Annotated in this window: 18 protein-coding genes, 1 tRNA gene and 4 pseudogenes; 8 read left to right on the forward strand and 15 right to left on the reverse strand. The window is 49.4% G+C overall.

Annotated features, from left to right (window positions below):
* Positions 1–18: 18 nt before the first annotated feature.
* From speF to D781_RS18250, 4 genes are all read right to left on the reverse strand, one after another.
* Entirely contained in the window at positions 19–2,181 is a 2,163-nt protein-coding gene (gene speF, locus D781_RS18235; protein ID WP_015673810.1) for an ornithine decarboxylase SpeF, read from the reverse strand.
* Positions 2,182–2,857: 676 nt separating this feature from the next.
* Positions 2,858–4,159, reverse strand: a complete 1,302-nt coding sequence (locus tag D781_RS18240; protein ID WP_233494102.1) for an OprD family outer membrane porin — start codon at positions 4,157–4,159, stop codon at positions 2,858–2,860.
* Positions 4,160–4,341: 182 nt separating this feature from the next.
* The gene (locus tag D781_RS18245; protein ID WP_015673812.1) at positions 4,342–6,312 is read right to left on the reverse strand and encodes a bifunctional 2',3'-cyclic-nucleotide 2'-phosphodiesterase/3'-nucleotidase; all 1,971 of its coding nucleotides are present in this window, start codon (positions 6,310–6,312) and stop codon (positions 4,342–4,344) included.
* A 63-nt stretch (positions 6,313–6,375) separates the two neighbouring features.
* Entirely contained in the window at positions 6,376–7,557 is a 1,182-nt protein-coding gene (locus D781_RS18250; RefSeq protein ID WP_015673813.1) for a NupC/NupG family nucleoside CNT transporter, read from the reverse strand.
* Positions 7,558–7,916: 359 nt separating this feature from the next.
* On the opposite strand from D781_RS18250, the gene D781_RS18255 reads away from it, so the two are divergent.
* Positions 7,917–7,992 (forward strand) — tRNA-Phe (locus D781_RS18255).
* Between the two features lie 350 nt (positions 7,993–8,342).
* Positions 8,343–8,623 (forward strand): annotated as a pseudogene (locus D781_RS23045) (transposase); the annotation flags it as partial.
* Between the two features lie 163 nt (positions 8,624–8,786).
* Here the strand turns inward: D781_RS23045 and D781_RS18260 are convergent.
* The 3 genes and pseudogenes from D781_RS18260 to D781_RS24250 all read right to left on the reverse strand — a co-directional run.
* The gene (locus D781_RS18260) at positions 8,787–9,440 is read right to left on the reverse strand and encodes an isochorismatase family protein (protein WP_015673814.1); all 654 of its coding nucleotides are present in this window, start codon (positions 9,438–9,440) and stop codon (positions 8,787–8,789) included.
* 254 nt (positions 9,441–9,694) lie between these two features.
* Positions 9,695–10,594, reverse strand: coding sequence for a LysR family transcriptional regulator (locus tag D781_RS18265; RefSeq protein ID WP_015673815.1), 900 nt, complete (start codon positions 10,592–10,594; stop codon positions 9,695–9,697).
* A 523-nt stretch (positions 10,595–11,117) separates the two neighbouring features.
* Positions 11,118–11,410: pseudogene (locus tag D781_RS24250) on the reverse strand (IS3 family transposase); the annotation flags it as partial.
* Between the two features lie 185 nt (positions 11,411–11,595).
* Between D781_RS24250 and D781_RS18270 the strand changes: the two are divergent.
* Positions 11,596–13,290: a thiamine pyrophosphate-binding protein gene (locus D781_RS18270; RefSeq protein ID WP_015673816.1), complete on the forward strand. Its 1,695-nt coding sequence runs from the start codon at positions 11,596–11,598 to the stop codon at positions 13,288–13,290.
* A gap of 11 nt (positions 13,291–13,301) precedes the next feature.
* Here D781_RS18270 and D781_RS18275 read toward each other — a convergent pair whose 3' ends face one another.
* The 5 genes and pseudogenes from D781_RS18275 to D781_RS18280 all read right to left on the reverse strand — a co-directional run bounded on the left by D781_RS18275 (position 13,302) and on the right by D781_RS18280 (position 16,043).
* A complete protein-coding gene (locus D781_RS18275; protein WP_015673817.1) occupies positions 13,302–14,207 on the reverse strand; it encodes a LysR family transcriptional regulator in 906 nt (301 codons plus the stop codon).
* Positions 14,208–14,386: 179 nt separating this feature from the next.
* Positions 14,387–14,551, reverse strand: coding sequence for a TA system toxin CbtA family protein (locus D781_RS23750; protein WP_124014475.1), 165 nt, complete (start codon positions 14,549–14,551; stop codon positions 14,387–14,389).
* Positions 14,506–14,736: pseudogene (locus D781_RS23050) on the reverse strand (IS3 family transposase); the annotation flags it as partial. The pseudogene D781_RS23050 and the gene D781_RS23750, both read right to left, overlap by 46 nt.
* 9 nt (positions 14,737–14,745) lie before the next feature.
* Positions 14,746–14,891, reverse strand: a pseudogene (locus D781_RS23495) (IS4 family transposase); the annotation flags it as partial.
* A 198-nt stretch (positions 14,892–15,089) separates the two neighbouring features.
* Positions 15,090–16,043, reverse strand: a complete 954-nt coding sequence (locus D781_RS18280; RefSeq protein ID WP_015673818.1) for a helix-turn-helix domain-containing protein — start codon at positions 16,041–16,043, stop codon at positions 15,090–15,092.
* A 427-nt stretch (positions 16,044–16,470) separates the two neighbouring features.
* Between D781_RS18280 and D781_RS18285 the strand changes: the two genes are divergently transcribed.
* From D781_RS18285 to D781_RS18300, 5 genes are read left to right on the forward strand one after another with little or no spacing between them, the layout of a single operon-like run.
* Positions 16,471–17,826, forward strand: coding sequence for a fatty acid--CoA ligase family protein (locus tag D781_RS18285; protein WP_015673819.1), 1,356 nt, complete (start codon positions 16,471–16,473; stop codon positions 17,824–17,826).
* A complete protein-coding gene (locus D781_RS23055; protein WP_015673820.1) occupies positions 17,823–18,551 on the forward strand; it encodes an SDR family oxidoreductase in 729 nt (242 codons plus the stop codon). The genes D781_RS18285 and D781_RS23055 overlap by 4 nt, the downstream gene beginning before the upstream one ends.
* Positions 18,545–18,841 (forward strand): hypothetical protein, encoded by a 297-nt coding sequence (locus tag D781_RS18290; protein WP_015673821.1) that lies wholly within the window; start codon positions 18,545–18,547, stop codon positions 18,839–18,841. The genes D781_RS23055 and D781_RS18290 overlap by 7 nt, the downstream gene beginning before the upstream one ends.
* A 3-nt stretch (positions 18,842–18,844) precedes the next feature.
* Positions 18,845–19,852 carry an AvrD family protein gene (locus D781_RS18295; protein WP_015673822.1) on the forward strand — a complete coding sequence of 336 codons (1,008 nt, stop codon included), beginning with the start codon at positions 18,845–18,847 and terminating at the stop codon, positions 19,850–19,852.
* A gap of 19 nt (positions 19,853–19,871) precedes the next feature.
* Entirely contained in the window at positions 19,872–20,567 is a 696-nt protein-coding gene (locus D781_RS18300) for an AAA family ATPase (RefSeq protein WP_015673823.1), read from the forward strand.
* A gap of 115 nt (positions 20,568–20,682) precedes the next feature.
* Here D781_RS18300 and D781_RS18305 read toward each other — a convergent pair whose 3' ends face one another.
* The 3 genes from D781_RS18305 to D781_RS18315 all read right to left on the reverse strand — a co-directional run bounded on the left by D781_RS18305 (position 20,683) and on the right by D781_RS18315 (position 23,635).
* Positions 20,683–21,474 (reverse strand): 4'-phosphopantetheinyl transferase superfamily protein, encoded by a 792-nt coding sequence (locus tag D781_RS18305; protein WP_015673824.1) that lies wholly within the window; start codon positions 21,472–21,474, stop codon positions 20,683–20,685.
* A gap of 207 nt (positions 21,475–21,681) precedes the next feature.
* Positions 21,682–22,923, reverse strand: coding sequence for an MFS transporter (locus D781_RS18310; RefSeq protein ID WP_015673825.1), 1,242 nt, complete (start codon positions 22,921–22,923; stop codon positions 21,682–21,684).
* Positions 22,916–23,635: an SDR family NAD(P)-dependent oxidoreductase gene (locus D781_RS18315; RefSeq protein WP_015673826.1), complete on the reverse strand. Its 720-nt coding sequence runs from the start codon at positions 23,633–23,635 to the stop codon at positions 22,916–22,918. The genes D781_RS18310 and D781_RS18315 overlap by 8 nt, the downstream gene beginning before the upstream one ends.
* Between the last annotated feature and the right edge of the window lie 46 nt (positions 23,636–23,681).

Here is a 23,681-nt window from a genome sequence, read left to right on the forward strand (position 1 = left end):
CACGCCATGCGGCGGTTACTACGGCTTGACCACGTAACCGAAGATCCGCTTCCAGCCGTGGTCTTTCTTCTCGACATACACGCCCTGCAGCTCCGGCGAAAAGCCCGGCAGGCGGTTAATCCCCTCTTCCAGCGCCAGGAAATAGCGCTGTACCGCACCGCCCCACACTTCTCCCGGCACTACGCACAGCACGCCCGGCGGATAAGGCAACGCCCCTTCGGCGGCAATGCGCCCCGCCGCCTGGGCAATCGGCACCAGTTCGACGTTATCGCGGACAAACTCCACGTTGGCGTCCTGCGGGTTCATCATCACCGGCGGGAAGTGCGCCTGACGGAACATCTCTTTTTGCAGCTGTTTCACGTCATGGCTGACATACAGATCGTGCATTTCCTGGCACAGCTGACGAATGCTGTAGTCGCGGTAGCGGCGTTCATGCTTGCGGTAGACCGTCGGCAGCACCTCGCTAAGCGGCGCATCCTGCTCAATGTAGCGCTCAAACTCCACCAGCTTGTCCACCAGCAGCGCCATTTTGGCCGGGTTTTCCGCCGGGGTCAGCAGGAACAGGATTGAGTTGAGGTCACATTTTTCCGGCACGATGCCGTTTTCCCGCAGGAAGTCGGCCAGAATCGCCGCCGGCACGCCAAACTCGCTGTACTGTCCGGTCTGGGCGTCAATACCCGGCGTGGTCAGCAGCAGCTTGCACGGGTCGACCAGATACTGCTCCTGCGCATAGCCGGCAAAGCCGTGCCAGGCCGCGTCCGGCTCAAAGGTGAAGAAGCGTGCGTCGCCGGCGATATGCTCGCTGTCGAAGCTCTGCCACGGCTGCCCGTCCACCTGCGGCGGAATAAACGGCCGCAGCTGGCTGCAGCGCTGTAGCAGCTGTTTGCGCGTTTCAATCCCCAGCAGTACGCAGTCCATCCATATGCGTCGCCCCGCCTCGCCGGCGTGCATTTTGGCATTGACGTCCAGCGCGGCGAACAGCGGGTAAAACGGGCTGGTCGACGCGTGCAGCATAAAAGCGTTATTCAGGTGTTTATGGTTGCAGTGGCGCTTCTGCCCCTTGATATGGTCGTCTTTTTTGTGGATTTGCGACGTCTGCGAAAAACCCGCCTGCTGCTTGTGCACCGACTGGGTGACGAAGATGCCCGGATCGTGCTCGTCCAGCTCCAGCAGCAGCGGCGAGCACTCCTTCAGCATCGGGATAAAGCCTTCATAGCCCACCCAGGCGGAATCAAACAGAATGTAATCGCACAGGTGGCCGATGGTGTCGATCACCTGCCGGGCGTTGTAGATCGTGCCGTCGTAAGTACCGAGCTGAATAATCGCCAGCCGGAACGGTCGCGCCGCCTCGGCCTTGTCCGGCGCCGCCTCGCGGATTTGCTGGCGTAAATATTCCTCGTTAAAACAGCGGGCGTCGATGCCGCCGATAAAACCAAACGGATTGCGCGCGGTCTCCAGATAGACCGGCGTGGCGCCCGCCTGAATCAGCGCGCCGTGATGGTTGGACTTATGGTTATTGCGATCGAACAGCACCAGATCGCCGCGCGTCAGCAGCGCGTTGGTCACCACCTTGTTGGCCGCGGAGGTACCGTTAAGCACAAAGTAGGTTTTATCAGCGTTGAACACCCGCGCGGCGTGTTTTTGCGCATCCTTCGCCGAGCCTTCGTGAATCAGCAAATCGCCCAGCTTCACGTCGGCGTTGCACATATCGGAACGGAACAGGGTTTCGCCATAGAAGTCATAGAACTGGCGGCCGGCCGGATGTTTGCGGAAAAACTCGCCCCCCTGATGCCCTGGGCAGGCAAAGGTGGCGTTTTCCATTTCCACATAGGTTTTCAGCGTTTTGAAAAACGGCGGCAGCAGCGCCTGCTCATAGGCATCCGCGGCGGCTTCCAGCTGCGCCATATAAAACGCCTTACTGGCGCCGCTCAGGGTGAACACGCCGGTCACCAGCGGCAGATAATCCGGCGAAAGCTGCTCTTCGCCCTCTACCGCGACAAAGGCCGGAATGTTAAACCCGGTCGCCTGCAGGCGCGCCAAAATGCCGGCGCTCACGTCATCGACGGAAACCACCACCGCCGCCACGTCGGTATAGTCGGTGTGTTCGACGCGTACAACCTGGCGCAGGGTTTCAATGCTGGCGACCAAACTGGCGCTGGTTGCGATTTTCAATTCTTTCATAGAGCTGGCTCTCAAACGGTGCAGGATGAGGCGGTGCCGCCGGCACCCGACAAGATAACCCGCAGTTATCCCGGTAAATAACGCCTGTGATGCCCCGCAGACGCGCAGGCGCCGGCGGCCGCGAAACAGGCGGCGCAAGGTTATCGGGAACTGGCTTCAGCAGCAACCGATAGACATCAGTAAAATCAGCGTGATAGCGCTATTTTTAATAATGCCTAACAGCGGGCATAAAGATGGGCTTACCGCATAGCCGGCGGGAAACTGGCGGCGTAGTCGCGGGGAACGCTCGGGAAACCGCAAAATATCATCAGATGTGTGGCGCGTAATCGCGCTGACGTCATAAACCCCGTCATACCTGTAATCCTCTGCGGCAGTGAAAATTTGCGCAATGATTACACGTTTTTTTATACGCATCAAGACGGCAGAAAACGCGCCTCAGTCAGAGGGGAAAATATCACTTATTGATTATTCGATGAGGTTAAAACAAACGACCGTTCAGGCTGCGTATACCCTAAATAATTCAAGTGGCAGGAAGGCGGCAAGGGAAGGAGTCCCGATGAGCTGACTCAGGTCAGTGATTCGGGTGACTGAACGCACAGCTTGAAGTATGACGGGTATATTTATGTAGCTGATTCAGCGCAGTTTACCACGCTGCGCTGAATCAGGAGGCGTTACGTTAGAACAGATTAAATTTGTAATCGACCTGCAGTTCGATCGAGTGGTTCTGCGCCCGCATCGGTTTACCGTCGGCGGTCAGCTTCGGCCGGTTGTTCTGGCTTTGGTAGTTCCAGGACGGCCCACCGGACAGCTGCAGGCTGAGATCTTTCACCGCGGACGGCGTCCAGCGCGAATACACCAGGGTTTCTCCGCGTTGGATACTGCGATCCTGGTACTTCATACCCCAGCCGTAGTTGGTCACCATCCCCATTTCAACTTCCGGCGTGACGGCGTAGCCAAAGGTCCAGGCCACCATTTTTTCGTTGTTGCCGACATAGTCGTTGCCCCAGCTGTCGGCCATCGAATTAAAGGTACCGCGGCTGAGCTTCGCCAGGTGCCATTCGAAACGCCCCAGTCCCTGGGACAGATGCGCGCGCGTATAGGAGAGGCCGGCCTTGTTTTTCCAGCGTCCGGCCTGCCAGTTCACCGACAGCGCGGCATGGTAGGCATCGCGGTCAAAGGTTTTCTTGCTCGGCGACATGCTGGTCCAGTCCTGCAGGCCATGGTTCATATAGAGCTGGGTGCCGAGCACGGCGCGGTAATCCGCCAGCATCGCCGGCCGCCAGTCAATCTCCAGGCCGTGGCGCTGAAGATAGTTATGGCTTTCACCGAAGAAGTAGCGGGCGCCGTATTCACGCTGCGTATAGCTCAGCTCGCCGGTTGCAATCTGGCTGATCTGCTTTTTATCGGCGGTGCGGAAGTGCACTTTATCCGGGGAATCCCTGTCGCTGTAGCGTGTGACATAGGCGCCGCGCAGGCGCAGCGGCCCGCTGCCGGTTTCACCACGCCAGCCCAGATAGGTGCTTGGAATGGCACGGGTAGAGTTGTTGAGCGCCCCCCACTTTTTAATTTGCTGCCAGCCGCCGTAGAGACGCAGGTAGGTATCGTCATCCCCCAGGCGCGCCTTCATATACAGCTGCCCCAGCTTGTTAAAACCTTTCGCCCGGCCGTCGTCGTTATACAACACGCTGCGCCCCCAGAAGTCATCGCTGGCGGCCAGTTTGACCACGCCATAGTAGGACGCGTCCATTCCGAGCATATCGTTGATATAACCCGACTGGTAATCCAACGTAATGCCCTGCCCCCATGCGGTCTGGTTGGAGCGCGAGCCGTAATCTTCCGTGCTCAGGTTTTTAAATACGTGGCGGAAGGAGAGGTCGGCATGGCTGTCGTCAACGAACCCGGCAAGAACGCCGCCGAATTTTTTATTTTCCGCCGCATCGACATTAAAAGCCGCCAGTGCCGCCAGAGGTAACATCATTAACAGATTATTCTTTTTGAATCCCATTTTTTTATTCTTCATAGAAAAGCTCCGTTTTCTATTTGGCCCAGGTATTGAAGTTAAGTAATAAAGAGGGCTCACGCCCTCGGTTGATGGTGCGCGTTTACAGGCTTTACCTATTCGGGTAAAGCCTGTGTGTTATTTATTCCTTGAGTACGAAATTATTTTTTATTCGCAGAAGGGCTCTGCAGGTCAACCTTATAAATGGCAAAGCCGATGTCGTCTTTGCCGACATAGGTCATCGGATGCTGCGCTGACTGCTTGATAAGCTGCGTGGCATGCTCATCAGGCGAAGTTTCCATACGGATATCCAGCTTTTTCTCCGACGCGATCGGCGCAATGCTCCAGCCGTTTTTCGCCACCGGCGCATACTGGCCGTGCTGCTGGGTTTGGCGATTGATATAGTCGGCAATGATCGAACGCACTTCATCCGGCGCATTGATCACCACGTTCTTGTCCCCGGTGCCGGGGAATTTGCCGGTAAAGGCGCGGTAGTTATTCACCGCCACCAGGAACTCGGCATTATCATCCAACGGCTTGCCCTGGTAGGTGACCGAGGCAATGCGCTGCGCCTGCGGGTTGATCAGGTTGCAGTCAACGTCATAGCGCGCCGGCTTGGTCACATCGATCTGGTAGCTGAGCTTATCGAACATATCGAAGTTGTAGGCGCGGAAACCGTCCCAGTTCAGCAGCGACTGCGGCGCTTCGCTGTTCGGGTCGATCTGGTTATACATCCCCGCCGAACACTCCAGCCACTGCTTCACATCCTTGCCCTTCACGCGCACGGCGGCGAGGGTGTTGGCGTATTGATACAGCTGTGCCGCGTTGCGGAAGCTCAGATCGCCCTTGGCGATATCGACAAAGTCATCCGGCGCGTTTTTGCGGCCACCCACTTTAAACGGCGCGGCGGCGGTCAGCACTGGCAGATCGGCCAGATCCGGATCGCCCTGAATCATGCGTTCCACATAGGCGCGCTGTGCATCGCGGATCACCTGCATCGCCGCCGTATCCTGCACCAGGGCCAGGTAGGAGTCGATGCCGGCGGCCAGCTTGCCGATCGGCTTGTTAACGTATTCACGCGTGCTGTCGTGGGCATTTTTCAGCGCCTCGACCAACTCCGGCTTCGCCGCCACCAACGACTTACCCGCCTTACTGTCATAGATAGGACGCGCCTCAGCCTTGCCGGACGTCACCTGCCATTTGCCCTCTTCACCTTCCAGCACCAGATCGATCACCCCCAGATGATCGGCCCAGCGGCCCGGCATCACGGCCGGCACGCCGTTTACCGTGCCCTTGGCGATATCCACGCCCGGCAGCGCAGCAAAATTGGCGCTCGGGAATACCCCGTGGGAGTGGCCAAAGGCGATGGCGTTAATGCCTGGCACCTGCGACAGGTAGTAGGTCGAGTTTTCCGCCAGCGCTTTGTACGGATCGGCGGAAATACCGGAGTGGGCAATGGCGATGACCACGTCGGCACCCTCTTTACGCATCTGCGGCACCAGCTTCTTCGCCGTTTCGGTGATGTCTTTCACCACCACCTTGCCTTCCAGATGGGCGCGGTCCCACAGGGCAATCTGCGGCGGCACAAAGCCGATATAGCCGATGCGCAGGTTATGCGTTTTGCCTTCGCTGTCCTTCACCGGCGTATCGACAATCAGATACTGTTTGAAGTACGGCTTCTCGCCGTCGGCATGGTAGACGTTGGCGTTGATGTACGGGAATTTGGCGCCGCTCAGTGCCTGCTGCAGGTAATCCAGCCCGTAGTTGAACTCGTGGTTACCCACGCTGCCCACCACGTAGTCCAGACGGTTCATCGCCTGATAAACCGGGTGCACGTCGCCTTTCTTCAGGTGCGCCGCGGCATAGTCGGCCATCGGGCTGCCCTGAATCACGTCGCCGTTATCCACCAGCACGCTGTTGTCTACTTCCGCTCGCGCCGCATCGATCAGCGTGGCGGCGCGCACCAGCCCGTGCTGGGCCGTGGCGCGATCCTTGTAGTAGTCGTAATCCATCATGTTGCCGTGCATATCCGTGGTTTCCATCACCCGCAGATTCACCGTGGCGGCATGGCAGACACCGGATATCATCACTGCTAATAACGTCACTTTACTGACTGATTTTAATAGTTTCATGTTACTTTCCCTGTGTGTAAAAAATCGGCCGCCTGACGGCCAAACTGCCCCGATGTGGCCGGGTTAAAACAGCAGCCCCACCACCGTCGCATTCAAGAAGCTGACCAGCGTTGAGCCATACAGCAATTTCAGACCAAAGCGCGCCGCGGTATTCCCCTGCTTACTGTCCAGCGCCTTGATCGCGCCGACGATAATGCCGATGGAGGAAAAGTTGGCGAACGACACCATAAATACCGAGATGATCGCCACGGTGCGCTCGGAGAAGTTAAAGTCGCCCTGTGAGAAGTTCAGCATCGCGACAAATTCGTTGCTGACGATCTTGGTCGCCATCAGGCTGCCGGCCTGCACCGCCTCATGCCACGGTACGCCGATCAGGAACGCCAGCGGCGAGAACAGGTAGCCGAGAATATCCTGGAAAGAGATGCCGAACAGCGCGGCGAAGATGGCGTTGGCCATGGCGATTAAGGCGATAAAGCCGATCAGCATCGCGCCGACGATCACCGCCACTTTAAAGCCGTCGAGGATGTACTCGCTCAGTACTTCAAAGAAGCTCTGCTTTTCCCCTTCGCTGACTTCCAGCAGGTCTTCCTGCGGGTTCACCTGGTAAGGGTTGATCAGCGACGCCATGATAAAGCCGCCGAACAGGTTCAGGATTAACGCCGTCACCACGTAGCGCGGCTCCAGCATCACCATATAGGCGCCGATAATCGACATCGAGACCGTCGACATCGCCGAGGTGCACAGCGTATACAGGCGATGCTCCGGCAGCAGGCCGAGCTGTTTCTTCACCGAGATAAACACTTCAGACTGGCCGAGGATCGCCGACGCCACCGCGTTATAGGATTCCAGACGCCCCATGCCGTTGATTTTGCTGAGCCCGAGGCCGATATACTTGATGATAAAGCCCAGAATGCGCCAGTGCTGCAAAATGCCGATCAGCGCGGAGATAAACACGATAGGCAGCAATACCGACAGGAAGAACGAGATCTCTCCTTTATTCAGCAGGCCGCCGAACACAAAATTGACGCCTTCATTGGCGTAGGCCAGCAGATGGCCGAATACCCCGGCCACGGCGGCGATGCCGGTATTGCCAGCGTCCGTCTTCAGCAGTAACAATGCCATAACAAATTGGCACAACAACATCACACCCAGCGGACGGTAGCGAATATTTTTACGGTTATTGCTCACCAAGACAGCTAAAGCATAAATAACCAAAATGCTTAATATACCAATGAGATACTTCATATTTCTTCCCCGGGAAATTGTATGCCGCCCTGTCAGGGCGCATAGTCATACATATAAAAATGTTATTATAGGAACATATCACGCACTCAATGTTATTAAAGTGACATTGGACACAAAAAAGTCATTGCTCAACAGGAAATACATGATTAATGGTTAAATTTTCGTTAAAACTGGCAGATGGCGGCAAAAGAGGGAAAAGCGGGTGTCAGACGGGGAAAGAGTGCGGGAACGGCAGCGGCGGCAGAGCCTGTGAACATCCTGCCGGGTTGCAACGGATTGACTAAAAATGGAGCAACCAAACGCTTTGCGGCAGAAAGCCGTTGACGGCTCCCGGCCTTTACGGTTTAATGCGCCCCGTTGCCCGGATAGCTCAGTCGGTAGAGCAGGGGATTGAAAATCCCCGTGTCCTTGGTTCGATTCCGAGTCCGGGCACCACTATTTAAAGAACCCGCTCACAAGGCGGGTTTTTGCTTTTTGGCATTTCGGGTGACTTCCGGACGTGTTGAACGCTGACGCCACCGCCCTGCTTCTTCCACCCAGTCTGAGCATTTCTCTTAAGCGGTTACTCACCCCTCTGGTCGCTGTGCCCTTGCCTGACAAATTTACAATTTCCAATAGACACTATTTCCATCATGTTTACTTGACTGAGGGATCCACCACTTCAGGGCTGCATCCGGTCTTTGTCCGATCCAGAGAAGGGCCGTTTTCTCTTCTAATATGCAAACAGCCTCATCTGGAATCATTACCGTCCCCCTCTCTCCCGGAGCAACATATTTATTTCCTTCAGTGTATCCACCGCCACCATCAGCGCGGTTACGGATAAAGTCATCCCTGAATTAAAACAGTGGCAGCAGCGCCCGCTGTAGCAGGCTTATCCTTTTGTCTGGCTGGACGCCATTCACTATAAAGTCCGCGAGGATAGCCGCTACCAGAGCAAAGCCGTTTATACCGTGCTGGCTCTGAAAGAAGCTCTGGGTTGTATCTGTCGGAAAGCGAAGGCGCTAACTTCTGGTTATCCGTATTAAGCGATCTGCAAAACCGTGATGTGGAAGATATCCTGATCGCCTGGACTGACCCCCACGGCCGTAGACAATTTATGTCCTCACGATGAGACCTGTTCGAAGACCTCCGGACTGACGTCGCCGAGGTGACTGTTCCTGCTGGGAAAATCCGAGAAAGCAGGCCCCTTCGCACAGGCGAGGGAACCTGCTTTTGACGCGTTACCGCTCTTATTCCTGACCGTGAACCATATCAGCGCTGTATTGAATACCGATGCCGAATGCACCGCCGTGCTTCAGACTAATGGTGGTAGTGAGATCGTAAGTCTCGGTACGCGCCCAATCACGCTGCAGCTCCAGCAGGTAAGTCAACGCGGTGATAGGTTTTGCCCCCGCCTGAATCATGCGCTCAACCGCACGCTCATGGGCCTCAACGCTCATATCACCGCTGGCGTCAGTCACGATATAAACGTCAAAACCTTGCTCAATAGCTGCCTGAACCGGACCGTTCAAGCAGACAGAGGTCCAGAGGCCTGCAAACACCAACCGGTCACGATCCAGGCTGTTTACCGCTTCGACAAAGTTGCGATCTTCCCAGGCGTTAGAGGTTGAACGATTGACATAATCAGAGTCATCCGGGAACACGTCAGACACTTCAGGGAACACAGGCCCGGCAAAGTCATGGCGGGAAATCGTAGACACCAGCGTCGGGATATTAAATCCCTTTCCGGCTTCTGCCAGAATCGCAGTATTTTGTCGCAACAGGCCGATATCAATGTTTTTCACATTAAAAGCCATCTGACTCTGATGGTCCAACAAAATAAGCGCATGGTTTTCCGGACTTAATAAATTCTCTGCGGCCAGTGGGGTAGCTTTAATCGTCATCTGCTCTTTCCTGTATTATTTGGGTCAAAGATTACGTTTATTCGATATCGTCTTGGCGACGCAAAAAACTATACATAACCGTCCACCTATTTGTCCGTGCCATTACGCAATATACAGTTTGCAAAAAAGAAAGTTGTGACAGAGCGATGACAAAACCGGTTTATTATAAATAACGGGCCGCTTATCTAAGCGGCCCAACAGTAGCTATACATACACTTATAACTTCCTGTCAGCGATGTACCTGTCCCCCATCCTTAAGGCGCAATACCAGAAATGCGGCTTCGGTTCTCGGTAATATACTGAATGCAGTGATTCATAAACTCGCGTATTTTCGCCGACTTTCTGACATCCGGATGGGCCAGAAACCAGAGTTCCTCACTGATGTCGTTCAGTACGGGGCTGATCTGCACCAAACCGCGCGCCTGATCGCCATGCATGCAGGGCAGCAGACCGATCCCAATGCCGCTTGAAAGCGCAGAGGCAACACTGAGAACAGAGTCGCCGCGAAAGACGATGTTCTGTGCAGGGATCGTGTTCTCTATCCATGAAAATGCCTTGAGCTTGGACATGCTGTGACTAAAAGAAGCCCAACGCTGTTCTTTGAGGCATTCCAACGTCACCGCCTTATCTTTCCACTGCCTACTCAAGCCATATACCGCCCATACCGCCGTGCCAACTTTTCGTCCTGAAAGGTGTTCTGGTGCACCGGAAGTAGCCCGAAAAGCAACATCAGCGCCACCGTCAAACAGGTTCATGGCCTCATTGCCAATGGAGACCTGAAACGAAATCTGAGGGTTACTGCTGGCAAATGACGCTATCAGCGGGTTAAGGTAATCATTCAGCAAGGCATCCGATGTCGTTATTCTGATTTCACCAGAGAAACCGCGTATTTCCTCCGTGATATTTTGCATCACCGCGGTCACATCATCATCAATACGGTGCCCTAGTGATATCAACTCAGCACCGGCTACCGTTGGCACATATTGCGTACGACGACGCAGAAAAAGCGATATCCCTAATGCAGATTCAATCGCTCCCAAACGACGAAACAACGTCGAATGATTCATCGCCAGCGCATCCGACGCACGGGATAAGTTGCCATACTCGCCGACGGCAACAACAACTTTCAGATCATCCCATGAGAATTTCTGCATTCCCCGACTCATAATATCCCCCAACAAAAACCTTTCAGACCAAGTGGTTTAATAGCGGTGAGAAGGTTATTCTTGACTAAAAAATGACTGAACGGCTACTTCAGATACCGGTCGATAAAAATTTTCCGTAGAGAGTCTCTTATAGCATTGAAATTATTGGGGGAGCTAACTAAAAAGAGATACAAAATCTTTGTATTGGTAAGCATGCCTTCCATAAATGCCCCTTCAACACAGGAGGAATTGCCCTCCAGGGAGAAAAAACACCGACGATATGGTAAATCAACAAACATGCAACACACGCTATCCACTATAAAAATGCATGCTTAATACATTCACTCTTAACCGGAGCAAGGGTAATTTTAATTAAAATGCACAATGACAGTAACCAAACATGTAGTGATAAACTGCGTAAAAAACTCATGAGAGTCTCACTCCCAGATAATAGATAATGAATACGTCGACGTTCTAAATGTCTGAGTAATGCTATTAGACTTTCCCTTATGCCGGCATATCGGCGAACAGGCAGCTCTTTTATGAGTCTTCTAACAAGCCACCGCCCCATCCGGAAATCTCCCACTGAACCATGACTGATGTTATGCAGCCCCAGAACCTGGCTTCGTAATACAGTCCGCTTTCCATCAAGCCTTCAGGATGGCCTTTCCAATACTTGTAGCTGCAGCGATACCCCCTGGCCACCTAGCAGAGCGTGGCTACGGGATAATGCGCTCTGAGCATCCCGATTATTGAGAATTGTTCAGGGAGTCTGATATCAAAAGCGCGACAGTCTTCTTTTCTGATATTCAATTTATATTTCAATGCATTGTTGATTAACCATCCCTTCACGCACGTCAATTCTGTAGGTCAAACAGCTCTGTAGGTCATACCTTTAAGGGTATGAGGAATGCTATTTATAGCATTGGAATAGATGATCCTGCAGTCATTAATATTGAATCCCCCGTCATTAACGGCGAATAAATAAACAACGCAGAGGTATTCAATCAATGAGCAAATCATTTACCAAAGTCCGGGACGTCAATGCGCGACGTGGCGGCGATGTATTGTTAGAGGTGCTGGAAAGTGAAGGCGTTGAATATGTTTTTGGCAATCCCGGCACAACCGAACTACCGTTCATGGATGCACTGTTAAGAAAACCATCAATCCAGTACGTGTTAGCTTTACAGGAGGCCAGCGCGGTAGCCATGGCGGACGGCTATGCACAGGCGGCAAAAAAGCCAGGTTTCCTGAATCTGCATACGGCGGGGGGTTTGGGACACGGAATGGGGAATCTACTAAACGCCAAATGCTCACAAACACCTCTCGTGGTGACGGCAGGGCAGCAAGATTTACGCCATACGACAACCGATCCGCTACTGTTAGGCGATCTGGTCGGCATGGGTAAAACGTTCGCCAAATGGTCCCAGGAAGTGACCCATGTTGATCAACTTCCGGTGTTGGTTCGCCGTGCTTTCCACGATTCTGATGCCGCACCAAAAGGCTCTGTTTTCCTTTCACTACCAATGGATGTCATGGAGGCTATCAGTACTATCGGGATTGGCGCGCCTTCAACCATTGACCACAGCCCGGTAGCGGGCTCTTTGCCACGGTTAGCCAGCAAATTAGCGGCATTCGCTCCAGGCAAAGTTGCACTGATTGCAGGCGATGAGATTTATCAAAGCGAAGCGGCCAGCGAAGTTGTCGCGCTGGCTGAAATGCTGGCTGCCGATGTGTACGGTTCGACCTGGCCGAATCGCATTCCGTACCCTACTGCACATCCGTTGTGGCGAGGCAATCTGTCCACCAAAGCAACGGAAATCAATAAGGCATTAAGCCAGTATGATGCCATCTTTGCGCTCGGCGGTAAGTCACTTATCACCATTCTTTACACAGAAGGCCAAGCAGTACCTGAACATTGCAGGGTGTTTCAATTATCAGCCGATGCGGGCGACTTAGGACGTACCTATAGCAGCGATCTCTCTGTGGTTGGTGACATTAAATCGTCGCTGACGGTATTGCTACCTGAATTGGAAAAAGCAACGGCGGATCGTCGCAGTGATTATCATAAGCGTTTTGTGGCTGCTGTTGACGAATTCAAATCAAGCAAAGAAACCCTGTTAGCGCTCGTCAAAGAGCAGCAATCAGCGGCAGTGATCACCCCACTCGTGGCAGCGTTTGAAGCTGCTCGGGCTATCGGGCCAGACGTGGCAATTGTTGATGAAGCCATAGCAACCAGCGGTTCGCTACGCAAGTCGCTTAACAGCAGTCATGCGGATCAGTACGCCTTCTTGCGCGGCGGTGGTTTGGGATGGGGCATGCCTGCGGCTGTGGGCTACTCGCTCGGGCTGGGTAAAGCGCCTGTAGTGTGCTTTGTGGGGGATGGCGCGGCGATGTACTCTCCCCAAGCCCTATGGACGGCGGCACATGAGAAATTACCCGTCACGTTTATCGTAATGAACAACACGGAATATAATGTGCTAAAAAACTTTATGCGCTCACAAGAAGATTATACATCGGCGCAAACAGAGCACTTTATCGCCATGGATTTGGTTAACCCTGCAATCGATTATCAGGCATTGGGCGCATCTATGGGGCTGGAGACTCGCAAAATTATCCGAGCTGGAGATATTGCCCCAGCCGTTGAGGCAGCATTAGCCAGTGGTAAACCAAACCTGATTGAAGTCATCATCAGCAAACATTAATTCAGCGTCTGTTATGCCTGTGCTACGGCCAGATCATCTCGAATATCGCGGCACAGGCTCAAAAAACGTGGCAATGTAGGGTTTTTGTTTTTGGTTGACCACATCAGCACATTTTCAACTTGTCTGGCATTGTCCAATCTCCGGTAAGCCACGCCCCGCAATTGCCCATTTTCCATACTTGCCGGGATAAGTGCTACGCCCACACCATGGGCAACGAAATTCATCACAGTTTGTTGCACAGAGGCCTCCAAGCCTATTTGTGGGCTGAACCCGGCTTTTAGGCACTGATGCAGGATAGAATCATAGAGCATTGGCGCACTATGCCGAGGTACGGTGATAAATGGATCATCAGACAGTGATTCAAGGCTGAAATGCTCAGCTTGCACCTGCGGATGGTTGGCGGGAAGGGCAACGATCAACGGCTCACGCAAAAGAACCATTGAATCAATCCCCGGAGTTGCAGACTCTGAGAAACTGATTGCGGCGTCTAGTCTGCCATCCTGTAAAGCCGCATTTAAATCGGCAGGGACCATCTCCTGAAACTGCAAATCAATGTCCGGGTGTTTTTCCCGGTGCTGCATAGCAACATGAGGCACAACACTATAACTTGCGTACATGGTCGCGCCTAACGTCAAAAAACCTTTCTGTCCGGATTCAACTGCCCGTACGTTGTTACAAGCCTGCTGTAACAGCCCCAATATAGCGCGAGAATCAGCGAAAAATTGTTCTCCGGCAAGTGTCAGATTTACGCCTTTGGCATCCCGGTTGAATAGCTTTGCGCCCAAGGTAATTTCCAACTGAGCTATCTGGCGACTTAACGGAGGCTGGGAAATATTGAGTTTATCGGCGGCTCGGCAAATGTTTCCAACTTCAGCCACGGTACAAAAACTAATTAACTGGTTAAATGTGGGTTTCATGCTGCTTCCTAGGACGGCTTCATACTTTTATAGCGTCGCTCGCAATATGAACCAGCGTAATCCAAACTGGTTCTGTTTTCCAGAAACGAAACAAACGCCAATGAGTCTGTTATCCAGCAAAAGCAGAAAATTTTTAGCCTCTTCCGGAGCACCTTCAGGGGTATTAACCAACAGCTTTTCTACCTGGCCGACTTCTCAGCCAGGTCGTTAATCGCCTCATACGGCCGTAAACCGGCCGCCAGCAAGGCAGTAACGCAGACCTCTTCACAGAAGTCCGCGTCGTTCAGCGTCAGTCCGTAATTTGACTCAGTCGCATAAGACGACCCACCCGATTTTTGCCGCAGGTTTCACCGATTTCTCCCAGATCGCCATGAACCCGGCGATAACCATATACGCTTTCGCTCATCGCGAATAAGCGTCAGCAGACGCTGGTTATCTTTGATCGTGTCTGGAGGCTGGATTATGCAGCCACGCAGAGCCCGGCTCGGGCGACGTTCAGGATCCGACACATTCTCATCACCGGCCAAACCACGGGTTATGCAGGGATTTTACGTTTACGAATACTGGCTTTATTCGTGAAATCAAGTACCTGAGACACTCACTCAAGGGAATGGCACACTGAAAACAGGAAGGTGAAGCGGGTTCAGCCCAGGTATGCGTATCGTCAAGCCAGGTCGAAAGCATAAAAAAAGCCCCATCAGAGAATTGATGAGGCTATTGTCGTCTACCCTCAGGGCGTTATTTTGCTTAACCGATCGGTGTTAGCCTATGGCGGGTTTTTCGCTTTCTGGGATACGAACTCACCATCAAACTCCGTTTGATAAACCGGCTTCCCCCCTAACGCGACCGCCCTACCATGCCACAACACGCCATCCCCTAAATTCACTTATTGAGACTTTCCCTGAATTTTTTGGGCGTTGTCGACTCTTCCTTTCTGAAATGATAGCGAAAGTTATCAATGGTGTTGAATCCTGTCATTGCTGCTATCTTTTTTAACGGTAAGTCACTGGTTATAAGCAACTCTTTAGCCAGTCTCAATCGCAGGTTAATAATCCAATCGATTGCAGTCATCCCTGTTTTGAGAAGGAAATGGCGCTGAAATGTACTGATACTCATCGACATTCTTTGTGCCAATGATTCGATTGTATGAGGGATACTGATGTTCTCTTCCAGCCATTCTAACAATAATGAAATATTATTTGCCTGAGCGTGAATATCAGATAACGGTTGATGTTTTTTCTGATTCTGTGTTCCTACGCGATGTGATGATAACAACAGTCGTTGCGCGATATCATTGGCAATAGCAGGGCCAAAATCAGCTCTGACAATATGCAGTAAGATGTCCAGCATCGTCCCAGCTCCCGCAGACGTTAATATGTTCCCATCTTCGTGATAAAGATTTTTTGCATCTACTTTTAAATCAGGATACTGGCTAGATAACAACTCACTACAGTTCCAGTGAGTTATCGCTGTTTTATTCGTCAGCAACCCCGTCGCCGCCAGGACCGAGGCTCCAGAACAAATGCTGCATATTCTGGCACCGCGATGATGCGCCTCCCTAAGTGCAAAAAGTAAAAACTCTGGTGGAGGAGTGGTCGTATCTCGCCAAGAGAGAATGATTATAGTACTGGCAGCGTTTAGGGCATCGAAGTCATAAGATCTTTGTATAGTAATACCACCAGCGATATTCAGTTCTTTTTCTAAAGAACAAATTTTTAACTGATACCAGCTTTCAACATGTTGTGGTTTCATCTCTTGGAAAATTTCAATTAAGCAACTCAATTCAAAAGCTCTCACCCCCTTGCCGACAATGGCAGCAACTATATGCTCGCTCATGACATTATCCTCTTTTTTTTGGAATTTTTTTCCATTGTCATCATATGTAAAAAAGCCTAAAGTAACAATGCGAAACAAAATGACATGGATTGAATTGTAATTTTTACATAATAGATGGGAGTCCCACCATCAATCATTGAAATATTTTGCTGTGGTTCGCCATTTACAAAAACTCAATGTACTTGATTAACTAACATGGATAATCCGTTTTGGCAAACATTATCCAATGCCAGTTGATGGGTAATATTCAAAAAGGAATTAAACCACTACAATCATAAAAAATAAGTATATCACCGAATCTATAGTGATATTTGATTTTTGATGAGTGGCAAATATGTCTGTTTATTTTAACAGCATAATGTTTCGTTCAATAGAAATGTAAATTATTTACGTAACATTCAGAAAATACAAAAATGAGAGTACACCTATGAACAAGCACTGGTTGATAACTCGTTGTCATGATCTAAATGATAAATTAGCGTTGATTTATAATGATAAAGACTTCAAGTACTCTGACATCTATAACACGATGGGGCTTTCATTATCATTCCTGAACGAAAACAACATTGAACCGGGTTCTATCGTATCACTTGAAGGCGATTTCACGCTATATAGCTGCGCCATGCTATTAGCATTAATCAATAACAAAAATATTATCGTCCCTATTGGAGACGTTCCTGATAAAAGAAAGGATGGTTACATACTTACGGCGCAGGTTAAATATAGAATAAAAACGCAAAATGATAGTTACCGACTGGAAACCACCGGTCAAAAACCAGAGCACCCGTTATATTTTAGACTATTAAACGATAATAGCTCAGGGTTGGTGCTCTTCAGTTCGGGGACTACCGGACAACCCAAAGCCTCGGTGCTGGATTTTGACAAACTGATAGACAAACATCAGCCAATGAAATTGGCCAGAAGAACAATTTCATTTTTATCCATCGACCACATTGGTGGAATAAACACGCTCCTTCATACAATTAGCCAGGGAGGCGCGCTGGTTATTCCTCATAAACGTACGCCAGAAAGCGTGTTTTCAGCAATCTATAAATGGAACGCAGAAGTACTGCCAACAACACCTACATTTTTGAATATGGTTCTTATCTCCAGAATTATTGAAAGCGGAGACTACCCTTCATTAAAACTGATAACCTACGGCACAGAACCAATGCCACCAATTATTCTTAATAAACTCAATAAGTTACTACCACAGGTAAAATTAAAACAAACATATGGGTTATCTGAGGTGGGGATTCTTCCAACAAAATCAAAAAATGACAGCGAACTATGGGTAAAACTTGGGAATTCTGGTTTTGATTACAAAGTAATCGAAAATATTCTGTGGATAAAATCCGACTTCGCAATGCTTGGCTATCTGAATGCTGACGCGCCTTTTGATAACGAAGGTTATTTTAATACGCAAGATATTGTGGAGATGAACGGTGAATACATTAAAATATTGGGAAGAAAATCAGAAATAATCAATGTCGGTGGTGAGAAAGTCTATCCGGCAGAAGTTGAGGATGTACTTCTGCAAAGCAATAATATTTCTGATGTTACCGTTGTTGGTTGTCCATCGCCAATTACCGGGGAGTGTGTAAAAGCCATTATTTACCTGAGCAAGCCGGAGAAGTATGACGATTTGAGATCACGACTATTTAAACACTGCAAGGAACATCTCGAAGAGTATAAGATCCCCATGTTATTTGAAATATCCAAAGAGCCACATCACTCAACTCGATTCAAGAAACAGAGAAGCGCATTTCAGGTAACAGAATGAATAATAAAACTGTAGTCATAAGCGGAGGAAGCCGGGGTTTAGGTCAACACATGGTTTCTGCTTTCCTAAAAAAGGGATGTAAAGTGGCCTGCTTTAGCCGAGAGAGTAACAGCTTTATAAAAAATAATCTAACCGCTGAAAGTGAAAGATTTTACTGGGAAAAGCTAGATATTAATGATCATGTTAAAATATCAGAGTTCATATTCCACGTGAAAGAAAGGTTTGGGAGGATTGATGTTCTAATTAATAATCTAGCTGAACTGGCAGAAGGGTTATTTATTTTCTCATCGAATGAAAAGATAAACTCCATGCTGAATACTAATATCGTTGCGCCAATGTTACTTACTCGTGAGTGTGTGAAAGACATGTTGAAGAATGGTGAGGGTACAATTCTCAATATCTCTTCGATCAATTCCGTAAAAGGGCATAAAGGTGTCACTATCTATTCCGCTTGTAAAGCGGCCATCGATGGAATGATGAGAAGTTTAGCCAGAGAACTTGGACCGTCGAAAATACGGGTTAACTCGTTAGTCCCTGGATTCTTTGATAGTGAGATGGTTTCATATTTATCCGAAGAAAGACGCAAACAAATATTGAAAAGAACGCCTTTAGGTCAATTATCAACGGCTGCGAGCATTAGTAATGTTGCTCTATTTCTTTGTTCGGATGATGCAGTCAATATTACGGGTCAAAACATCATTGTAGATGGAGGTTTAACATGCTGAATGCAACCAGTAACACCAAGGATATCGTATTAAAAGAAGTTTCTTTTATCTGTAATCAGGAAAATATATTTGATGATGAAATCATCGTTACCGAGCACTCTGATTTAACGAATGAACTTAATTTCTCATCCTTGATGCTTGCACGACTAGTAATGGTGCTTAACGACAAGTTTGGTACAGAACCTTTTAGCAAAGATTTTCATTTTTCTGAAGTCAAAGTTGTATCTGATGTTATCAGCGCATACAAAACGCCTAAAACAACAATTAACACGACAAAGACTGAGGGCTAAATTATGTCTTTTGATCACGTTATTGAAAACATCGATGACTATCTCGGTGATGGTGAACATCGGTTTTTCGGCATGGGATACCGAAGGGTTAGCTACGAAATAGAAAATATTTCCGTTAGTTTCAAGAAAAAACAAGGTGATGAGCATAAACTCACTGCCGATCTCAGCGTTACATACCCGGTAGATTGGTCTAAGAAAAAATCTGGCAATCTCACACCGCATCTGAGCAGCGTGGATGTCATTATTCTTACCGCAAGATTTTGTGAAGTCATGCTCAGCCAATGCTACTTATACAGTCCATCAGAAAATGCAAGAACGTGGATAAAAAATATAAAGCTTAAAGCAGGAACATCTGCACAGGAGGATCTTGAAAACATTCCTGTCGTCATGAAAATGAAGACGACCAGTGGTGATAAAGAAAATGAAGAGGTATTGTCTTCCGTTTTCGAATGCAAAATTGGAAAGATGTTAGCTCGCTGTGAAGTTGAACATCTTAATAAGGATGCAGCTTATCAGGATACGGTGTATCCATCACTTTCGACTCTGTTCGATGCTCCCCAGAAGAAGTATTACGGTGACTTATTTAAAGTACGGGGGCAACGGCTGACAAACATAAGGTATGACCGCGCGACCCAGCAAGTTATCAGTGAAGTAAAACTAACTATACCAGACGGCAACCAGCCCACCGTGGGGATAGAAGGGGCCTGGCAGCCAATGGTAACTTTTGTTGACTGTTTTGTTAGCCATCTTCAACTTTCTCAAATTCTAATGTATGAGCTTGATAATATTGCAAGAGCAGACAGTGAAACCCTCTGGATGCTGCAAACTGAAATATCCGCATCATCACCAGCTCGTAACGTTGCCGATACGGCTAACATGGTGGCGACAGTAACAGCCGCCCAACTATTTAATATTGATAGCCTTAGATGGCGTCAGGTCTCCACCGAAGGGGAATATGCGGGAATTAAGATTAAATGTTCACTGAGTCATTTACTGCCAATTAATTCTTAAAAAAAGTCTGGGGATTAAAATGAAAATTTCTATATCGGGAACCTACTCATCAGGAAAAACACGAACAGTCATGGCTCTTGCCCACTTAACTGGCGTACCGCGTACTTTAGCTAAAACAATCAGAGAAATTATTCCTGATGCGGTACCCGGGAAGCGACTCGCTGAATGTACGCCAGCCGAATTTTTACAGTTGGCAATGCGGAGACATACCAGCCGAGCGGTACACGAGGCACTGCTTCCAGAACAGTTTGTTTCTGATGGTTCCTCATTACAAGAATGGATCTATGCGGCAGCCCGGGTAAAATATGGAATGAGCCCAAATTATGAAGGTCATCTTGATCCGATACCACATGCGGAACTCACTCCAGAAATGTCATTCTTTGATCAGGTAACACAACAGTATGGACATGCATTTAAACAGCATGTTAAAAACACATTCGACATTTTCATTCACTTAAAGAATGAACTTCCGTTGAAAAAAGATGGCCATCGTCCTATGAACCAAAACTTTAGGGACTATTGTGATGACATGCTGCTTGAGACACTTCAAGAGTTGAACATCCCTTACCACATAGTTAGCGGTTCATTTTCGGAACGATTAATAAACATCGCAGAGTTATTGTCTCTACCTACATTAATGTCAGTCAATGATGCGATAGAATTAGCCGATCAGGAGTATGCAAAACAAGATTTCCGATTTGAAACAGAGCGATAAAGAAAAAACCATAATTTAACAATGGGAGTTTCTCATATCACAGCGCTATTAAAAAAATAGGTAACATTCTGAGTACAGTCTGTTAAGACAGGCTGTACTTTTCTAAATGGTTATTTCATGTGTAAATTGCCGTAATCACCTTCAAACCATCAAGCAACATAACACCATCAAAACAACGCCCCGCAAACAATTCAGGCGTAAGGCTTCTATTCAACACCAAAGTAAAGCTTCCTTTTTCCAAATTTAACGTTTTTACCGTTGCAGCCTCAAAGCCAAATCTCTGATTAACCTCTGGATAAAGTGCTTTAAAAAGGCTTTCTTTGGCTGAGAATATAATCGTCACAATCACGTTTGGGTTGGTAGCTGCACCGATGAAATCCAACTCAGAACTATTCATAACCAATCGGCTAACATCCCTTGAAACATCCGCTGAGATATAGTTTTCAACATCTATACCGACTCTCATCAAAGAACTACTCTTTGAAACGATACAAACTGCAAAATCATCTCCATGACTGATAGAACCTCGGAACCCCGTTGGCCAGATCGGCTCCCGATGCACGCCAACATCAACCCAAAGATTCTCTGCATTTAAACTTAAAAGAGCCAAATGGGCTAAATAGCGCCCTGCAATAAACTCCGATTTCCGCTTTGCTGTTGTTTTAGGTGATAACGTGTAGGAATGTTCTACCAAAAGCACCTCCAGCAAACGGTCAGTATACTTTTTAACGTCGAACTTGCACTGCATGCATATCCCAGTGAAGCCAGGAAGCTGAAACTCCCGCAATTCTGAAATAAAAGAACTTTTTTGGCTTACCGTCTCTGTAAGGTTCTCATTATCATCATAGTAAAACGTGTTACCCCAAGAGTGAGCCATAGTGTTGAGAGGCAATTCAATATCTTTCATAGGTTGAATCGGGCCTTAAACTTGTTTTTATCAAAAACGCTTACTCTTATGTGACCTATCACTCTTCCATAATATGGTTCATCACGACTGCAAGGAAAAAATGGTCAACCCTAATAACCGCCCAGTATTGATATGTGCCCCACCGGACAAAACGGATTCTGGTTTAACCCGATGGGGTCATCATCAGTTAAGTGGAATAATACCGCATTATGACTTCCTTCTCGCCGCAGAAAGCGATGCGCTGCCGGCAATACACGCTATCGACAATAAAAGTGCTACAGTCAGCCCTAACAACAGCGCAGTAAAACCTGGCACCCATGCCACGATAAGCGGGCCAATGCTGGCGCCAACAAACAGTACAAAACCATTAAGAGCCATGCCTCCGGCGCGGTTCGGTACCGCCAACTCACCAAACTGCGTGATCATCGCCGGAACCGCGAGAGCAACACCAGTGACAAAGATCAAGCTGCCCATCGCTATACCGACCAGAGATTGCGATAAAATAACCTCAAGGGCCAAGCCTGCAGCAGCCACCAAATAGCCCATTTTGGCAACTCCCGGCATGCCGATCCGCACAGCCAACGGCCCGACCAGCAATGCCATGAACATTCCCGGCAGTCCGACCAAACGCAGCATGATAACCTTGGCTGGATCAAGCCCTAATCCCATCATATGCGGTCCCAATGCCGTATACATCGCAACGAAAGACAAAAGCAGCATGATATGCGCGCATGACAGTAGCAGGATAGCGGGTTGTGCAACCAGCTTACCCAATGCGACAAAGCGATGCCCGAGATGCCCATCAACAGCAATACGTGTCGGTTCCTTTACCATCATAGAAATAAATGGAATCATGATTATCAAACTGGCCCCAGTAGCCAGAAATACCCAAAACCATTCCCATCTTAACGCCATCCAACCGGCGAGCACTTGTCCAAAAATCCCAGCCACGAGGAAAGACGTAGACATTGCCCCAATGGCGGTTGCCCGATGGCGCGCCGGCATGGCTTCGGCAAGATAGGCCAATGCTACGGGAGCAAAACTGGATGCTGCCAGCCCTTGTATTATTCGCAACCCTGCCAACCATGGCAGCGAAGGCGCCATCGCGCATACCAGGGTGCTCACGGATAGTGCACTTAGTCCGATCAGAATCACTGGACGCCGGCCGTACTGATCGGACAGTGGCCCCCAGATCAGGAACCCTCCGGCGTAGGCCAGGCTAAAACAGGTGGCCAAAGCGAATGTGACCGCTCCCGGCGTCGACGGACTGAACGCCTGACCGACGTACGACAACAGAGGAATGGCCAGATAAAGCTGACTCAACACCAGCAACGCAACCGCAACCATCAGTCCGACAACCTTCCCGTTTGCCGAATAGGCTTGAGTAAGGTGTGCAGTTTCTCCTGAACTATTATTCGTCGGGCTAGTAACCTGTGTATGTTCAGTCATCGCATCCAGCCTCCGTGATTGACACTGTTTTCCCAACAACGACGGAATGCATATGCCGTGCGGTATAGAGTTCCCAAAACTGTTTAGCGACATCCCCCGGAGCGATCGTATAGCTTGCTCCATGGCTGCCCGGTGTCCCTGTGACAAAACCATTGACGATCACCTCACCGACATAGATGCCATGCGGTGCCAGAGTCTGTACCAAAAGATTTGTAGCCTTGTGTTGCGCGGCTACGCCGATGGCGAGTGCTGCGTATTGAGTGGCAAAAGCGTTAATTTGCGGAGTATCAAGCGCCATAATACCGCTGGTGGCGAGCACAGCCCCCTTGGAAGCAGTAAGGTCGACCAGGCACTCTTGCACTGCGGTGATATAACCGGTAACTCGGGTCGAAAAGCTTTTGCTCAGCTCCTCAGGCAATGTGGACAACAGGTCGCCTTCAATATCAAGAAAAGCGTTCCAGTGCAAAATACCAATAGGACCCAGCATTTCACGTGCATCCATAATCGCGCTTCGTATTGCATCGATCTTGCTCAAGTCAGCAGTGAAAGCTCGAGCGTTAATGCCTTCAGACGTCAATTCTGCTACCGCATCAGCGAGGCGCCGAGCATTGCGCGCAATCAACGCAACGGGATAACCCGCCTTGCCAAAACGGCGCGCAAGCGCATGAGATATGCCGGGACCATGTCCACAAATAAGGACAGTATTCTTCATTCTTCCAGACTCCTTTCAATATGAAACTAAAACTCCAACGTTTTAG

This window comes from Serratia sp. FGI94, from assembly GCF_000330865.1.
Lineage (GTDB): Bacteria > Pseudomonadota > Gammaproteobacteria > Enterobacterales > Enterobacteriaceae > Serratia_B > Serratia_B rubidaea.

Coding starts and splice junctions, on each gene's coding strand:
- speF (WP_015673810.1), bottom strand. CDS start 2,181: ATGAAAGAATTGAAAATCGCAACCAGCGCCAGTTTGGTCGCCAGCATT.
- D781_RS18240 (WP_233494102.1), bottom strand. CDS start 4,159: ATGATGTTACCTCTGGCGGCACTGGCGGCTTTTAATGTCGATGCGGCG.
- D781_RS18245 (WP_015673812.1), bottom strand. CDS start 6,312: ATGAAACTATTAAAATCAGTCAGTAAAGTGACGTTATTAGCAGTGATG.
- D781_RS18250 (WP_015673813.1), bottom strand. CDS start 7,557: ATGAAGTATCTCATTGGTATATTAAGCATTTTGGTTATTTATGCTTTA.
- D781_RS18260 (WP_015673814.1), bottom strand. CDS start 9,440: ATGACGATTAAAGCTACCCCACTGGCCGCAGAGAATTTATTAAGTCCG.
- D781_RS18265 (WP_015673815.1), bottom strand. CDS start 10,594: ATGCAGAAATTCTCATGGGATGATCTGAAAGTTGTTGTTGCCGTCGGC.
- D781_RS18270 (WP_015673816.1), top strand. CDS start 11,596: ATGAGCAAATCATTTACCAAAGTCCGGGACGTCAATGCGCGACGTGGC.
- D781_RS18275 (WP_015673817.1), bottom strand. CDS start 14,207: ATGAAACCCACATTTAACCAGTTAATTAGTTTTTGTACCGTGGCTGAA.
- D781_RS18280 (WP_015673818.1), bottom strand. CDS start 16,043: ATGAGCGAGCATATAGTTGCTGCCATTGTCGGCAAGGGGGTGAGAGCT.
- D781_RS18285 (WP_015673819.1), top strand. CDS start 16,471: ATGAACAAGCACTGGTTGATAACTCGTTGTCATGATCTAAATGATAAA.
- D781_RS23055 (WP_015673820.1), top strand. CDS start 17,823: ATGAATAATAAAACTGTAGTCATAAGCGGAGGAAGCCGGGGTTTAGGT.
- D781_RS18290 (WP_015673821.1), top strand. CDS start 18,545: ATGCTGAATGCAACCAGTAACACCAAGGATATCGTATTAAAAGAAGTT.
- D781_RS18295 (WP_015673822.1), top strand. CDS start 18,845: ATGTCTTTTGATCACGTTATTGAAAACATCGATGACTATCTCGGTGAT.
- D781_RS18300 (WP_015673823.1), top strand. CDS start 19,872: ATGAAAATTTCTATATCGGGAACCTACTCATCAGGAAAAACACGAACA.
- D781_RS18305 (WP_015673824.1), bottom strand. CDS start 21,474: ATGAAAGATATTGAATTGCCTCTCAACACTATGGCTCACTCTTGGGGT.
- D781_RS18310 (WP_015673825.1), bottom strand. CDS start 22,923: ATGACTGAACATACACAGGTTACTAGCCCGACGAATAATAGTTCAGGA.
- D781_RS18315 (WP_015673826.1), bottom strand. CDS start 23,635: ATGAAGAATACTGTCCTTATTTGTGGACATGGTCCCGGCATATCTCAT.